13 protein-coding genes and 2 tRNA genes are annotated in these 15,310 nt (G+C 58.2%); 11 read left to right on the top strand and 4 right to left on the bottom strand.

All coding sequences use genetic code 11. The features are described 5' to 3' along the window. Positions 1–87: 87 nt before the first annotated feature. A complete protein-coding gene (locus tag ABIT76_02100) occupies positions 88–2,559 on the bottom strand; it encodes a glycoside hydrolase family 2 protein (GenBank protein MEO7931927.1) in 2,472 nt (823 codons plus the stop codon). Between the two features lie 103 nt (positions 2,560–2,662). Between ABIT76_02100 and ABIT76_02095 the strand changes: the two genes are divergently transcribed. Then, positions 2,663–2,738: transfer RNA gene (locus ABIT76_02095), tRNA-Glu, on the top strand. A gap of 106 nt (positions 2,739–2,844) precedes the next feature. Here ABIT76_02095 and ABIT76_02090 read toward each other — a convergent pair. From ABIT76_02090 to ABIT76_02080, 3 genes are all read right to left on the bottom strand, one after another. Then, a tRNA-Arg gene (locus ABIT76_02090) sits at positions 2,845–2,918 on the bottom strand. Positions 2,919–2,964: 46 nt separating this feature from the next. Then, a complete protein-coding gene (locus tag ABIT76_02085) occupies positions 2,965–4,038 on the bottom strand; it encodes a M28 family peptidase (protein MEO7931926.1) in 1,074 nt (357 codons plus the stop codon). A gap of 39 nt (positions 4,039–4,077) precedes the next feature. After that, positions 4,078–4,968, bottom strand: a complete 891-nt coding sequence (locus tag ABIT76_02080) for a ParB/RepB/Spo0J family partition protein (protein MEO7931925.1) — start codon at positions 4,966–4,968, stop codon at positions 4,078–4,080. Between the two features lie 60 nt (positions 4,969–5,028). Between ABIT76_02080 and ABIT76_02075 the strand changes: the two genes are divergently transcribed. From ABIT76_02075 to ABIT76_02030, 10 genes are all read left to right on the top strand, one after another. Beyond that, positions 5,029–5,688, top strand: a complete 660-nt coding sequence (locus tag ABIT76_02075; GenBank protein ID MEO7931924.1) for a lipoate--protein ligase family protein — start codon at positions 5,029–5,031, stop codon at positions 5,686–5,688. Between the two features lie 57 nt (positions 5,689–5,745). After that, entirely contained in the window at positions 5,746–5,934 is a 189-nt protein-coding gene (locus tag ABIT76_02070) for a hypothetical protein (GenBank protein ID MEO7931923.1), read from the top strand. A 36-nt stretch (positions 5,935–5,970) separates the two neighbouring features. After that, on the top strand, positions 5,971–7,392 hold the full coding sequence (locus ABIT76_02065; protein MEO7931922.1) for a tetratricopeptide repeat protein: 1,422 nt from the start codon (positions 5,971–5,973) through the stop codon (positions 7,390–7,392). A gap of 67 nt (positions 7,393–7,459) precedes the next feature. Further along, a complete protein-coding gene (locus tag ABIT76_02060; GenBank protein ID MEO7931921.1) occupies positions 7,460–10,306 on the top strand; it encodes a tetratricopeptide repeat protein in 2,847 nt (948 codons plus the stop codon). Continuing rightward, positions 10,303–11,172, top strand: coding sequence for a tetratricopeptide repeat protein (locus ABIT76_02055; protein MEO7931920.1), 870 nt, complete (start codon positions 10,303–10,305; stop codon positions 11,170–11,172). Before ABIT76_02060 ends, ABIT76_02055 begins: the two co-directional genes overlap by 4 nt. Positions 11,173–11,183: 11 nt before the next feature. Next, on the top strand, positions 11,184–12,002 hold the full coding sequence (locus ABIT76_02050) for a MotA/TolQ/ExbB proton channel family protein (GenBank protein ID MEO7931919.1): 819 nt from the start codon (positions 11,184–11,186) through the stop codon (positions 12,000–12,002). A 64-nt stretch (positions 12,003–12,066) separates the two neighbouring features. Continuing rightward, the gene (locus tag ABIT76_02045; protein MEO7931918.1) at positions 12,067–12,528 is read left to right on the top strand and encodes a biopolymer transporter ExbD; all 462 of its coding nucleotides are present in this window, start codon (positions 12,067–12,069) and stop codon (positions 12,526–12,528) included. Between the two features lie 3 nt (positions 12,529–12,531). Further along, positions 12,532–12,978, top strand: coding sequence for a biopolymer transporter ExbD (locus ABIT76_02040; GenBank protein MEO7931917.1), 447 nt, complete (start codon positions 12,532–12,534; stop codon positions 12,976–12,978). Then, positions 12,975–14,171, top strand: coding sequence for a hypothetical protein (locus ABIT76_02035; GenBank protein ID MEO7931916.1), 1,197 nt, complete (start codon positions 12,975–12,977; stop codon positions 14,169–14,171). The genes ABIT76_02040 and ABIT76_02035 overlap by 4 nt, the downstream gene beginning before the upstream one ends. 97 nt (positions 14,172–14,268) lie before the next feature. Continuing rightward, complete coding sequence (locus tag ABIT76_02030; GenBank protein ID MEO7931915.1) at positions 14,269–15,303, top strand: TIM barrel protein; 1,035 nt, start codon at positions 14,269–14,271, stop codon at positions 15,301–15,303. Positions 15,304–15,310 lie beyond the last annotated feature (7 nt).

Here is a 15,310-nt window from a genome sequence, read left to right as displayed (position 1 = left end):
TACATCAAGCGCGCCCGGAGAAATCTGGGCGCGCTTTTTTGTTTGTCGAAGGGCTGCGAGTGAGCAGAAAAGAATCCAACTCGATGGTCAGGAATAGCTGTTCACCAACGAGACGGGCTGCATTCTCAGGCGGTTGAATTGCGCATAATCAATGTCCTGCGCCAAGGCGACCTGCACCCGATGGGCGACGCCAGGGAAAAGATCGAAGTAGTTATCACTGAACGTGGCCTGCAAGCCGGGGATTTGCAGCTTCACGCTGTGGTGGAAATTCTTCGAGACGAACTCGATCTCGTATTTGCCTTTCGCCACTTTGCGCAAGGTTGAGTTGATGCTCGTTCGCGGCAGTTCCATGAAGCGTGGAGCGGTGAAGAAGACCGTGTTCTCCGCCAGCACACCGGCGTGGCCTTCCACCCAAACGCGCAGCACGAGATTGGCGTGTCCATAGTGATGCAACTCCTTTTTAAAATCGACTTTGAGTTGCATGACGGATTTTCCGGGCGCCAGCTCAATGGCTTTGTGCGACTCACGCACCACTCCAATGGTGAGATGATAGAGTGTCCAATGCAACGTGCTTTCCAGCGCGGGGCGGCCATCATAGACCGTGTAAAATTGCACCTCGCTGATCGTGGTCTGGAACTGGTTGCCAATTCCGGCGCTCTCGTCTCCAGGCAAATAGGCACTGACTAACAATGGCGCAAAGAAACGTCTCGCCTCGAAATGCAGCGCCTTCCATTGGCCTCCAAATTCCAGCGAACTCCAGGAGAATCCGGGCCACGTGTCGTTCAGTTGCCAGTAGAGCGCGCCCATTGTGCGCGGCATCTGACGGCGAAAATGCTCCACTGCAACCTTCATGCAATACGCCTGATTGAGCTGCGACAAATACGAGAGCGACGAGTAATCCTTCGGAAACCGATAACGCCGCGAAACGTAGTCGAATATGATCTGATTCCCGGCAGGATTTTTCTGATGATTCTCCATCGCTGGACTGAAAATATTCATCTCCGTTCGGGGACAAAAAGTGGCCGCCACTTCCGGCGACGAGTAGGACTGCATTCCAAACTCCGAGCAGAAGCGGTAAAATTTTTCCTCGTAACTCTTCACCGGCTTGCGGGCATGCCACACATCCCAGTCGTGCGCATCGCCGCCGCGTTCGCTGTTGTGGCCTTTGTGCAAGCCAGCCGGATTATGCGGAGAGCTGGGCCAGTAGCTGGTGACGCCATCCCATTTCTTCACCGCAGTTGGAAGCAATTGATGGAAAAGCGCGTCGTAGGCCTTTTTGCGCTCGGCAGTTTTAGCGATCTCAGCCGGCATTTGCTCGATCTCATTATTGCCGCACCAGAGAGCGAGCGAAGCGTGATGCGCCAGACGTTTCACCTGCCATTCCGCCTCTTGCTCGACAGTGGTTAGAAACTCTTTGGTTCCCGGATACAGAGCGCAGGCGAACATGAAATCCTGCCAGACAAGCAACCCTTTTTCATCGCAGAGATCGTAAAACGCATCGGTCTCATAAACGCCGCCGCCCCACGCGCGGATCATGTTCATATTGGCTTCGACCGCTGAGGTCAGGAGCGGCTCCAAAGTTTCGCGACTCACCTCGGAGGCAAACACATGCGCCGGAACCCAATTGGCGCCCTTCGCAAAGAGCGCCACGCCATTGCACTTAAACTGGAACGATTCGCCCCATTCGTCCTTGTGCCGGTCGAGTTCGATTGTGCGCAACCCGATCGTGCGCGTGATGGAATACACGACCGTGTCATTCGCCAGCAACTCGACTGTGAGCTGGTAAAGTGGCTGTGCGCCCATGTTGTTTGGCCACCAAAATTCCGGGCGGCTGATCTTCAAAACGAGTCCGCGTGCCTCGGCAACGACTTCGCCATTTCGCTTGAGGACCGACCGGTAAACGGGCAGTCGCGTGCGCTTCGCCAGCTCGGGTGTGAGTTCCAGCGTGACGCGATTGCGAGCGTGCGTTTGGTGAATTTTCAACGACTCGATTCGGTTCCCAGACCAGCCTTCGAGTCGGATGCTTTTGTAAATGCCAGCCGTCACCAATCGTGGACCCCAATCCCAGCCAAAATTGCAGGGCGACTTGCGCACGAGCGAGCCGCCGCCGACAGCATCATTCCATTCGGGCAGATGATTTTTCGTTCGCCGCGACTGGATGTAACTCCGAGTGCTCGCAAACTCGACCCGCACTTCATTCGTGCCTTCTTTCAGGAGCGGCTTCACCGGCCAGCGATAACCGATGAACATATTTTCCGTGCGCGCGACTTCCTGGCCATTCAGGTAAACCGTCGCCAGCGTGTCGAGTCCTTCGGCGACCAGATCCAGTTCGTCGTGCGCTAGGAAATCCGAGGTGACTTGGAATGTGATCGCGTATTTCCAGTCCTTTTCCTCAATCCACTGCAACTCGCGTTCGTTCGAGCCCCAGAAAGGATCTTTGATCAGGCCATGTCGCAACAAATCGGTGTGAATGCAGCCGGGCACGACGGCTTCGAGCCAGCGTTTCTGTTCTGGGTGATAAAAACGCGCTTGTGAGGGGAGCAGCGGGGAGGTTGCCATGGCAAAATGGTATGCGGCACGGCTCCGGAAAGGCGATGAAATTCCACTTGCCAAAGGTGGGAAACGATTGGAATATCCAGCCCTCATTTCCCGCAAGGAAAATGACCCTATCGTCCAGAGGTCTAGGACACTCCCCTTTCACGGGAGTAACACGGGTTCGAATCCCGTTAGGGTCACCAACTCAATCGAGTGGTGTTGTCGCAGAAAAATGGAGCGTTTTTGAATGATCCCGACCGCACGCATGGCAGTCAGAATGAAATCCAACCCGTTCCTTGAGGTTAGATGTGCACCCATGAAGACTCGAACTTCAAACCTTCTGATCCGTAGTCAGATGCTCTATCCAATTGAGCTATGGGTGCGTTTCGGGAGAGGAAGAATACCGAAATGAGGGGGCGCGTCAATGCGCTAGTTTGATTTTGTCGCCGGGGCAGCGGGCTGCGGCGGAAGCTGGAGAAGTTGCAGGCTGGCGAGGGCGGCGCGGCGCAGCGACTCGGCATTGAGCCACTCCGGGGTGTCGTCCGCCGTGGCGAGCGCCGGGTAGAGCGCGTCGTTCAGGTAAGTGGCGGGAATGCCCGCTTGCAGAGCCGGGAGATGCGGCCCCCAGCTGGGGCGTTCCAACGGGGTGATCTGACCCTCCCATTTTTGCAGATAGATGAAGGTCTGCAGGGTCTGATTGAGAATGGAATTGGTCAGCGTGGGTATCGTCCATTTTGCCCCGTTGTGGCCGACAGCTCCGAAGGCGAGGAGGGCTCGAATGTTAGCCGACTGCCTATTTTCTTGAAGGCTGTGGAGAAAGAAACGGGAGCCGGAAAGTCCGTCGGTGGTGGAGATTTGCCGGACAGGTTCCTCGCCGTCGAATAGGACAAATTGCAGCCGCGCCGCGAGGTCGGGAGCGGTGGCGAGCCGATCGGCGAGTTCCAAGATAATGCCGCAACCGGCAGCACCGGAACTGGCTGCGGGAAAATTGGTGAACTCGGAGCCCCGAGAATCGTAATGCGCCGTGAGGATGAGGCGATTGCTGGACGCACGGGGCTTGTCTTTGTCGGCGGGCCAGGTGGCGATGAGGTTGGTGTAAGTGCGTGGACCGGCTGGCGTCTGCGTGTCAAAAGCTTGATACACCGTGTGCCAGCCGAGGCGGGTCAACTCGGAGCGCAGCCAGGCGAGGGTTTGCCGATAGCCGGGCGTGCCGTAGGCCCGCGAACCGAGGCCGCAAATGGTGCGGGCGCGTTGCAGCGCAATGGTGCCATCGATGCGGGAGGTGACTGCTGTGAGCGGCGTGTGTTTTTCAGGCGAAGCCGGCGGCGGTGTCTCAGGAGCGATTGGAGTCGCTGCGGGAGTTGAGGAAACCGGCGCTACGGCAGGCGGTGAAGTTACAGGGGAAACGACCGGTTTCTTTTTGCAGCCCGAGATGAGAAGCAGCGCGGCAAGGAGAACGCAGCCGGGCAGAGAGATTCGGCTGAAAGTGGACGCGGCAGGCACGAACAGGATTGGGTTCAGCGGAGCACTTGGACGGGACTTTTATTCTTCCGAGAGACCGAGAACCTTCAAAAGGCGCTGAAGGTCGTCGGCTCCATAATACTCAATCTCGATTCGGCCTTTTTTCTCGCCGTGGGCCACGGAAACATGCGTGGCGAAGTGCGTTTGCAGCCGGTTCTGGACGTTTTGCAAAGCGGGAGAAAGATCCGTCGTCGGTCCGGTGGAATGTCGGCGCGGAGATGGCGTGAGGCCGTGTTTGTGGAGGAAATTTTGAACGATTACCTCCGTTTCGCGGACGGTGCTGCCTTGCCGCAAAACGATCTGCGCGGCGGCCAGTTGTTGCTCGGGATCCTTCAAGCCGAGGAGCACTTTTCCGTGGCCGACGGTGAGCAGGCTTTGCGTGAGCCAGGTTTGAATCTGTTGATCGAGCTCGAGCAGGCGCATGGAATTGGCCACGCCCGCGCGGCTGCGTCCGACCCGCTGGGCGATGTCCTCCTGGCGAAGATCAAACTCCTCCGCGAGCCGCGCAAACGCCTGCGCCTCGTCAATCGGGTTCAAGTCCGCCCGCTGCAAATTCTCGATCAGCGCCAGTTCGAGAACATCGCGATCCGTCGCCTGCCGGACGATCGCCGGAGCCTCGGCCAGACCGGCGCGTTGGGCGGCACGCCAGCGGCGTTCACCGGCAATCAACTCAAACTTCGGCCCGACTTTGCGAACAATCAGCGGCTGGATGATACCTCGTTCCTTGATCGAGTCCGCGAGCTCCTGAAGCGGCTCCTCCTTAAATTCACGGCGCGGCTGAAACGGGCTCGCCACCAGACTGCCCAGCGGAATCATTTCCACGCGCTCGCCATCGCTCACAATCGGCGTCGGCGTGGCGACTTTGGGAGTAATCAGGGCTCCGAGACCTTTGCCAAGTGCGAGTTTTGCCATAGGGGAAATGATTTTACACCTCGTCCTTGCGCTTGCCAACCGGCAAAGCATGATGGCGCGATGATTTTCGAACGATTGCGCCTGATCAACGATCCGGCGCCCGGCAATGGCGCGTGGAATATGGCCGTTGATGAGATGCTCCTCGCTTCCATTGCGACTCCCACTTTGCGCGTTTATCGCTGGTCGGAGCCGACGGTGACGCTGGGTTATTTTGAAAAACTCGCCGAGGCGCGCGCGCTGCGTCCGGGCTTGCCGCTCATGCGCCGCTGGACGGGCGGGGGGCTGGTCGATCACGGCGCGGACTGGACTTACACACTTATCATCCCGGCGGACCACGCGCTGGCCCGGAACGGGCGCTCGGAGAGTTACGTGGAAATTCATCTGGCCATTCAGAAAATCGTCGCGACGACGGGCATTGCATTGGAACTCGCCACGGCGGCCACCATCGCGGGCGCGGGTTGTTTTGCGCGTCCGGTGCCGGGCGATCTGCTGCTCGATGGACGAAAGATCGCTGGGGCTGCGCAACGCCGCACACGCCGGGGGCTGCTGCATCAGGGGAGTCTCCAGTCCATTCCGATGGAACTCGTTTCTGCCCGAACTTTCGCCGATAGATTGGCCGCTGAGGCGACTTCCATTCCACTCACAGGCGAAGAGCGGGCGCGGGCGGCGCAGCTCGTTACCACGCGCTATGGGCGAGCGGAATGGCTGGCGCGATTCTGACAGCACTTCTACCGAAATCCTCGTTGACGCCTCGGGCTGCCAATTTACAATCAGCACATGGGCTTACTCCGCAAACTTTTCTGGGTGGCATTATTTGCCGTGTTTACCTTGTCGTTTATCATCTTTTTCGAGTATGGCTCCAAGGATTTCGTGAAGGACTACACCAAAAATGCCAAGTCCGAATATGCCCGTTTTCAAGCCTACACCGCACCCGCGAAAGTCCGTTCGCAAGACGGCACCAAATAATTTAACCTGACCCTTTCCGGGTCGCTCATTTCCCCCATGCCTCCTCCCAAAACCGAAAAACAACTCTCCACCCAAGCTCGCAGCAATTATCTCAAAGCCATTCAGGCGCTCGAGCTGAAGAACTATCAATACGGCATCACCCTGCTCCAGGACGTGCTGCGCGAGGAGCCCGGTTTCGTGGACGGACGCAAGGTGTTGCGCAAGGTCGAGGTCGGCTTGGTGAAGGAGAAAAAAGGCTTTTTTGGCGGACTTAAGGGCGGTTCTCCAATTGGCGCAATGAAGGCGCAGGGCCTCCTCAAAAAAGATCCCGCCGGCGCGATGGATGCTGCGGAAAAAATCCTCGACGGCGACCCGTATAACACGCAGGCCAACGAGGTAATCAAAGAAGGCGCTCTCGCCCTCGATCTGTATGAGACCGCCCGGTTCGCCATGGAAACCCTGCGCGACGGCAACCCGAAAAACGTCAAGGTCCTGCACGAACTCGGCAAGCTTTACTACGAGCACGGCGAGCCCGCGAAAGCGGTCGAAGTCTATAATGAACTCGTCGAGATTAACCGTAACGACATCGCCGCGGTCAAGTTTGGCAAGGACGCCGCCGCCGCCTCCTCCATGAAAAGCGGGGGCTGGGAGGCCGTCGCCGAGTCGGGTGGCACAAAGGACTACCGCGACCTCATCGTGGACAAGGAACTCGCCACCTCGCTGGAACAGCAAAACCGCTCCGTGCGTTCCGAGGAGATGATCGAAAACCAGCTCGCCGAGCTGACCGTCCGCTACAACGAGAACCCCTCCAACCTCGATGTCGTCCGCAAAATGGCCGGTCTCTTCGAGCAAAAGGGTGATCTGCCCACGGCAGTGCAATGGTTCACCTACGCCGCGTCCCTCACGCAAAACACCGATTCCACGCTCGTTCGCAAGGCCACCGACCTGCAAATGAAGCTCTACGACGACAATATTAAGGCTTACGAGGATTTCCTCGCCAACAACCCAAATGACCCTGCGGTGCCGGAGTATGAGGGCTATCTCACCGAGTATCGCCGACTCCGCGCCGAGGCGCTCCTGGGCGAGGCCCGTAAACGCGTGGAAAAGAATCCCACTGACCTCATGCTCCATTTCGAGTTGGGCGAAGTGCTGGTCAACACCGGCGCCTATCGCGACGCGATTCCTGAGCTGCAAAGCGCCCGCAAAAGCCCGAACGTCCGCCTGCGCGCCATGAATTTGTTGGGCCGCTGCTACCAAAATTTGAACATGCTCGACCTCTCCGTCCGCACCTTCGAGGACGCGGCCAAGGAAATTCTCGTGATGGATGCCACGAAAAAAGACATTCTTTACAACCTCGGCATGGTCTTCGAGCAGATGAGCAAAAAGGACGAGTCGCTCGACTGCTTTAAGCAGATTTACGAGGTCGATTATGGCTACAAAGACGTCGCCCACCGCGTGGAAAGCTCCTACGGCGGGTAAGCTTTTGCTGTCACATTTTTCTGGAATTTGTATTGAAAATATGAGCTGAGAGTTTTTTAATTCTCCCGTGCAACTCCCCAGGTTACAACGTCAGGCGCGGCTAATTTTGGTCGCAGGCATTTTGCTCGGCATCTTGGATGTCTCGCGCGTGGCCGCCCAGGCGCCTCCACCGTCGGATGTGGCCGTTCTTTTTCAGGAGGGTTCGACCGCTTTCCAAGCGGGCAATTATCAAGTCGCTGCGGACAAGCTGCAGGCGCTCTTGAAAACTGCGCAGGACACGCCGCAGCTCGAGCCGATTTATTTCACGCTTGGTGCGGCCTATTACAACCTTGGGAACTTCCCCGGCGCGATTGCCACCCTGCGTACTTATCTCACCAAATTTCCCCAGAGTACGCGTCGGGCCGAGGTCCTGCAATCGATCGCGCAGGCATGCATGCAGGGCAAACAATACGCCGAGGCCATTGCGAGTTACAAGGAACTGGAAAATCTCCCGCAGTATCGCGACGACGCCCTGTCTGCCGAGGCCGCGGCTTACAAGGAAACCGGGCAGACAGCAGAAGCCATCGCGGCTTTGGAAAAACTCATCGGCAAAGGCGTTGCCAGTCAGGCTGCGGCCGTGGGGGCCATTCAACTTGCCAGTCTTTATGCCGCCGCGAACGATCCAGCCAAAGCCACCGCCACGCTCGAGCTGGTGCGTTCCAAGCTGAGTCTGATGGACAATGTGATGCGTCTCAACGCGCTCGCGGTTGAGCTAGGCGACGGTTTTCTCGAAAAAGAGCAACCGGCTGAGGCGCTGACTTGTTACCGATTCGCACTGCCGAAGCCGGAAGTCGTTCGGTTTCAGGAACAGCAGGTGAAAGACCTTCAGGCGAAGATCGACGCCAACGTCGCCACCATGCGGGCGGAGGTTTCCAAGGCGGTCCAGCTCGTGGGGGCGAACAATACGTTGAAGGCGAAACTGGCCGATGCAGCCAAGCTGGTGGAGGAGGCGCGGAACCTGCCCGATTTCACTCCGGCTCTCTATCTGCGGGTGGCGCGCGCCTTTTATTTGCAGGGAAAAAAATGGGAATCCATCGTCGCCTACGAGGAAATCCTGCGGCGTTATCCCACTTCGGCGGAGCATGAGCCAGCGCTTTTCGGAGCCACGGTTTGCTCGGCGGAAGTCGGGCGCGTGCAGCCTTCCAGAAAATATTGCGAGGAATATCTGAAGACCTACCCGACTAATCCAAACGCCTCCACGGTCGGTCTGCTGCTCGGTCAGACGGCACTACAATCGGGCGATGCGCAAGCGGCGGAAACCTATTTCGGACGAATGCTGCAGGATCAGCCGACCAGCCGATACCGCGAGGAAATGATCTATCTGATGGGCAACACCCGCATGGCCTTGGGCAAGTTTCCCGAGGCGGCGGAAAGTTACGCGCTTTATACAAAGGAATTTCCCACCGGTGCGCACACGGAGGAAATTATCTATCGCGCGGCCATGGCGAAATTGTTCGCCGGCAAATACGAGGAGGCGCTCGGGTTGCTGCAGGGCTACCTCGCCAAGTATCCCCAGGGAAACTTCGTGGCCGACGTGCGTTACCGCATCAATGTCTGCAAATACTCGGCCTCGCTCTACGATGAAGTGGTGGCGGATTCGGTCGCTTGGGGGAGGCAATTCAAAGCCGATCCGATGCTCGGCGAGGTGCTGGCGTTGAAGGCCGACTCGCTCGCCGCGACGAACAAAAATGACGAAGCCATCGCCGAATATGTCCGCTCCTATCAGGCAGCCACCACGGATGAAGTGCTGAATTACTCGCTCTTTGCCGCGCAAAAGCTGATGCAGAAGAAAGGCGACTGGGCCGGCATTGGCCAGCTTTTCCAGGAGTTTGTCACCACTCATCCCGAGCATCCGACGGTGGCGTCCGCCCTTTACTGGGTCGGCAAGGCGAAGGCCCGTGAAGGCAAGGTGGACGAGGCCCGCACGTTCACCGCCGACACGATCAAGCGGTTTATCAACGATCCGAAACGCGATGCCGTGGAGCAGCTTCTGACCCAGCTCGCCCAGCTTTGTTTAAAAAAAGGCACCCCAGTCCCTGTCGCTTCTCCCAGCGCCTCGCCGGCATCTGTTGCGGACGGCGCCACATCGCCCGCTTACGATCCGCAGGCCGAGATGGATCGTTTGCTCGGCACCGGCAGCACGCCCACGGCACAGGCCCGGATTCTTTTTGCGACGGCCGAACTGGCCCGGCTGCGGAAAAAAAGCGCGGAAGAACAAACCGCCCTGCAAGCCATTGCCGACCGGTTTCAGCCGGCGGATTTCAGTTCGGTACTGCTCGCGCAGGTCGGAGATTGTCTTTTAGGCAAGGGGCGCATCGATCAGGCGGAGCCGATTTTCCAGCGTTTGATGAACGACTTTCCGAGAAGCGATTACGTCGATTTCGCATGGAACGGCCTGGGTGAAATCGCTTTCCAGCGCAAGGATTATCCGAAGGCGCTGACCTATTTTACTGACGCGATCGACAAGGCGGGCGCGACCACCAAGCTGAAGGATGTGACGCTCGGAAAAGCCAAAACCCTGCTCGCGCTCAACCGTTTGGATGAGGCCAGGAAAATTTTTGAGCAAGTAGCCTCCATCCGCGACTGGCGGGGTGAGGCGACGGCTTTTTCCGTGTATTCGCTGGGGGAAATCGAGCGTCAACAAAATCGTTTGCCGGAAGCCATTGCGTTTTATCAGCGCGTCTATGTTGCTTATCAGCGCTACCTGCCGTGGGTCGCGAAATCATATTTGGGCAGCGCCGAGTGCTTTGAAAAACTCGGCAAAATCCAGGAGGCGACCCGCACTTACCAGGAGATGTTGCGTCTGGAAAAACTGGCTGCCTTTCCGGAAATTGCCACGGCTCGCGAACGTCTGAAAGCACTCACACCCGGATGAAGACGAGTTCCATTCTTATCGTCCTGTTGCTCCTGCCTCTGGGCGTCATCGCGCAGACACTGAAATTAGCGCCTGTTCCTGCCGCAGTCCCAGCGCCCGCGCCCGCTGGGCCGACGGTGAAGATTCTCATGAAGGACGGCACCAGCCTCGATGTGCCTTCCCTGCGGCGCGACGGCTCGATGATCATGGTGCCGCTCGCGGCGGGTGTAGGCGAGGTGGGTTACGCAGTTAGCAAAATCGCGCGAGTCGCCTTTCCAGCTCCCACTCAGATCGTGGAGGCCGAGGGTTTGCTGGCGGATGGAAAAGCGGAGGAGGCGATGATCAAAGTGGAGCCGATCCTCGCTTTTTACACACCGTTCCGAGACATCCCGGGCAATTTCTGGCAGGCGACCGCTTTCCTGAAAATGAAGGCTCTACTCGCATTGCAACGCTCGAAGGACGCCGAAACTCTGCTCAACCAGATCGCTGCCTCGGCGGGGGTCGATCCACTAATTGCCGACCGTGTGCAGGTGGAGAAGGCAGCGATTTTGACCCGCCAAGGCAAGGACAAGGAGGCTTTGACGATCTACGACCAGATCATTGAAAAGAGCACCGACCCAGACACGCTCGCCAGCGCCTGGCTTAATAAAGGTCAAAGCCTGCTCGCGCTGAAGGAGTACGATCCGGCGGTCATCGCGTTTCTCCATGTGCCGGTTTTTTACGCCAACCAAGTCACGCTCCAACCCACGGCGATGCTGGGAGCAGCCCGCGCCTGGCGGGGGCTGACGGACGTCGCGAGCGCCGAGGCTTCCATGCGCTCTCTCATCGAAAAATATCCCACCTCACCCGAGGCATCCATCGCAGAAAAAGAAATCAAACAACTCTAAAAAACTCCACCATGAACACCAAACGCTCCTCCCTTTTCGCCCTCGGCGCTGTCCTGCTCCTGATCGCTGCCGCGCCTATTTTTGCCCAGGAGGCCGCGCCCGCCGCTGGCACGGAAGCCAAGCCCGCCGTCGTTCACAAAACGCTCTGGGACCAGATTCGCGAAGGCGGATGGGTGATGTTCCCGATCGGCGCGTGCTCCATTTTCACTGTTTACCTGATCGGCGACGGCGTCATCCGGACGAGTGCGAAGAGAGTCCTCCCGCCGCAGCATGAGCAGGCGGTGAAGGATCTTTTCCGCCAGGGAGATTACGTGGGTGCCTACAATTATTGCCGCGATAATCCGTCGCCTCTGACCAACGTCCTGCGCGTCGGCATCAGCCTGCTCGGCGACGGCAAACAAAGCACCGAGGAGGGCATCATGGGCGAGATCGCCAAGGAAAATGCCCAGATGCAGACTTGGATCAGCTATCTGTCCGTCATCGGCGTTTGCACGCCGATGATCGGTTTGGTCGGAACGGTCACGGGCATGATCAAGGCGTTTGGCACTTTGGGCAGTTCCGGCATCGGCGATCCGTCGAGTCTTTCTGCCGCCATCGGCGAGGTGCTGGTGGCGACGGCGAGCGGACTTTTCATCGCGATTCCGGCGTTTGGCAGTTTCTATTTCCTCCGCAATCGCGCCGCTGGAGTCATCCATCACATCCAGGATTCCGTGGCCACGCTCTTCCGCAAAATGCCCTACGAGGCACTGACTGGCGTTCATATCGGAGACGAGGAACTCTTTGCAGCGCTGCCCAACTGGCATGCGCCAGCGCAAGTCGAGCAGGTCTGATCACGCTCTCAGCAAATGCATTTTCCGATGATGACTTTGATCCCAATCGAAAGGAGCTTCTAACATGGCCGGTGGCGGTGGAGGCAGCGATTCCGGCGAACCGGAGTTCCAGATCGCGCCGATGATCGACGTGCTTCTGGTGCTGCTCATTTTCTTTATGACGATCACCTCTGCGCAGGTGCTGAAGGTGGACAAAACCATCAAACTCCCGCTTGCCCCCGACGCTCAGAAAAAGGACAACACCCGCTCCGAGGCCGTCGTGAACGTCCGCTGGAAAGCAGAGGAAAAGAAGGCGGAGTTTGTCTTCAATGACAAGGTTTACACCCAAAGCTCTGAACTGACGCCGCTCCTTCTATCGGCGCGGCAGGCGGGCGAGAAGAAAATCACCGCCGGGCAAAATCCGAGTTTCCGCATCATCATTCGAGGCGACCAGGATGTGCCGGCGCTCTACGTTTCGCAGGCGATGAACTGCGCGGGCGCGGCGGGCATCGCCGATATTTCTTTCTCTGCCGTGAACAAACAATAGCCCATGCGCCGCCTTGAGCTCAATCCCAACGAAGGTTCCCTCGGCTTCCAGATCGCGCCGATGATCGATGTCGTCTTCGTGATTATGCTTTTTTTCATGGTCATGGCTGGCGCGGTGAAAGTGGAAAAGGAGTTGAATACCACTTTGCCCGGCACCGCCGAGACCGCCTCCTCCACCGACTTCGTGGACGAGCAGATCATCACCATTTCCGACACCGGTGAAATCGCCCTGAACGATGAGCCCTATGACACGCCGGTTAGCCGCGACCTGCCCCAACTCAAGGCCGTCCTGATGCGTCTCAAGCAAAATGCCGACGCCTCGAAAACACCTGCAGTCGTGACGATCATCAGCGATCCAACGGCGAAATACAGCCGCACCGTCGATGTGCTCGACGCGCTCGCCGTGGCCCAAATCCCGAATGTCACTTTCACCGTGGGAGACGAGGAATGAGCCCATCCGACCCGCACTCGCCCGCGCCGTCTGGTCCGCCCAAGCCGACGCTTTGGAAACGATTTTCTGGCAGCAAGTTTTTCCTCGTCAGCGTCGGCGTGCATCTCCTGATCGGCCTCGTCGCTACCGTCCTTGTCGTCCAAACTATCACCGCCAAACGCAAGCTCACCTTCAAAGGCGGCCCGCCATCGCCCAATCCCAGCCAGCGCTCTGTCGAGCACCGCGTGCAGATGGCCAAAAAACAGCAAACCATGAGCGCACCCAGCCAGCCTAAACGCGTGACCACGACGAATGCTTTGGCCAAGGTCAGCCTTCCGGATATGCCCGCGCTGCCATCGCTCGGGCCCACGACTCCCTCGAAAATGGCCGGCATGGGCGGCACTGGCATGGGGCAGATTTCGGGTGGGGCCGGACTCGCCCCGGGAAGTGTAGGAGGAGGTGGCCTGACAATGTTTGGATTACGCAATGCTACTCAAGACGCGCTAAAGGGAACCTTCTACGACCTCAAACAAACCAAGGACGGCAAGCCGACCGACATGGACGACGCCAAATGGGCCGCCTTCGTGCAGGCCTGGGTGAAGGGTTCCTGGAACGAAAGTGAGCTGCGAAAATACTTCGCGGGTCCCAATCCACTCTACGCGCCCTATCTTTTTGTGCCGATCATCAACGCCGATGAAGGGCCGAAAGCGTTTGCCTTGCAGGACAAGGTGAAACCCCGTCTCTGGGTGGCGCATTACAAAGCGAAAGTCGTTTCACCCTCCAGCGGCCGCTTCCGTTTCGTCGGCTTGGGCGACGATATTTTGATCATCCGCTTCAATGGTAGCGTCGTCTTCGCCCAAGGTCGCGTGAAGGAAACTCTGGCCAGTCCACCCGTCCGATACAGCTACGAGAACTTAAAAAATATCTCGGGCGATCGTGGTCCAGTCGCGGGCAAATGGTTCGAAGTCAGCGCCGGTGGCCGCTACGACATGGAGGTCTTGATCGGAGAATGTCCCGGCGGCCTGATGCACGCCTATCTCCTCCTCGAAAAAATGGGTGGTGTTTACGACAAAGACCCAGCCGGACTGCCCATTCTTCCCCTCTTCCGCGTGAGCAAACTGGTCCCCACCGTCAAACCCGACGACAAACTCCCGCCCTTCTCCACCAAGGAAACGCCTTGGAGCATCGCGTCCGGCGTCGGGTTTACCCATTAGTTAAATCGTTGCGGAGGTGGAAAATTACCGATTGTCACCCGCTTGGCCAAGTGCTTAGATGACCCACCCATCGCAGCAACTTACACCCTCTCACATCATGTCATTTCAACTCAAAAACAAGGCAGGCAAACAAGGCGTCGGAGCAGGCGTCTGGAATCTCGGACCCGGGGGCGATCCTTTTGGCGGCCCGACGCGCGAGGCGATTCCTTTCATCGACCGCATCCCGATGCTCGCCGAGGCCGGCATGTCGTGGTTTGAGGCGCATGATTCGGAAATCCCTGCGACCGACGCCGAGAGGGCTCTCGCGGTCGCGGAAAAATGCGGCCTCAAGTGCGCGATGTACACCCCCTCGTTCTTCGCCGACTCCATCTTCAAGGACGGCGCCATGACCTCCAACGACTCCGCCATCCGCGCCAAGGGCCTCGCCAACGCCAAGCTCGCAGTGGACACCACCCACGTCATGGGGGCTGAGACCATGGTCTTCTGGAATGGTCGAGAAGGCTTCGACTTCGTCCTCGCCAAAAACGGCCGTGACTCCTTTCAGCGCCTCGTCGAGGGCTTCAACGCCGTCGGGCAGTACGCCTTGGAAAAATACGGACACTCCATTCGATTTGCACTCGAACCCAAGCCCAACGAACCCCGCGCCAACATGTATCTCGCCAATGTGGGCGAGGCGCTGTATTTGATCAGCCGCCTCGATCCGAGCGTGCAGCCGCTTTTCGGGTTGAACCCCGAGACCGCTCACAGCCGCATCGCCGGCCTCGATTACCTCTGGGACATCGAAATGTGTCTGGAGGCCAACAAGCTTTTCCACATCCATCTTAATTCCCAGGACGGCCAGCGTTACGATCAGGATCTGCCATTTGGCATCATCGAACCCGTCAAGGATCTCGCGCTCTGCGTCGTCCTCCAGGACACTGCTTGGGACGGCATCATCTGCTTCGACGTGAAAGCGCCGCGCACCGACGACCCGAAAAACATTCAGGACGTTCTCACCGTCAGCGGCAACAACCTCACCTGGCTCTGGGAACGCGCCCTCGAAGTGGACCGCTCGAAAATCGCCGCTCTCCGCGCCGAGAACCGCGCGACGGCCATTTCCGGCTACCTCAGCCAGTGCCTTTACGGGCGCTGAGCGGAGT

Source organism: Chthoniobacterales bacterium (assembly GCA_039930045.1).
Taxonomy (GTDB): Bacteria; Verrucomicrobiota; Verrucomicrobiia; order Chthoniobacterales; family DASVRZ01; genus DASVRZ01.
This window is presented reverse-complemented; position numbering and strand designations above follow the sequence as displayed.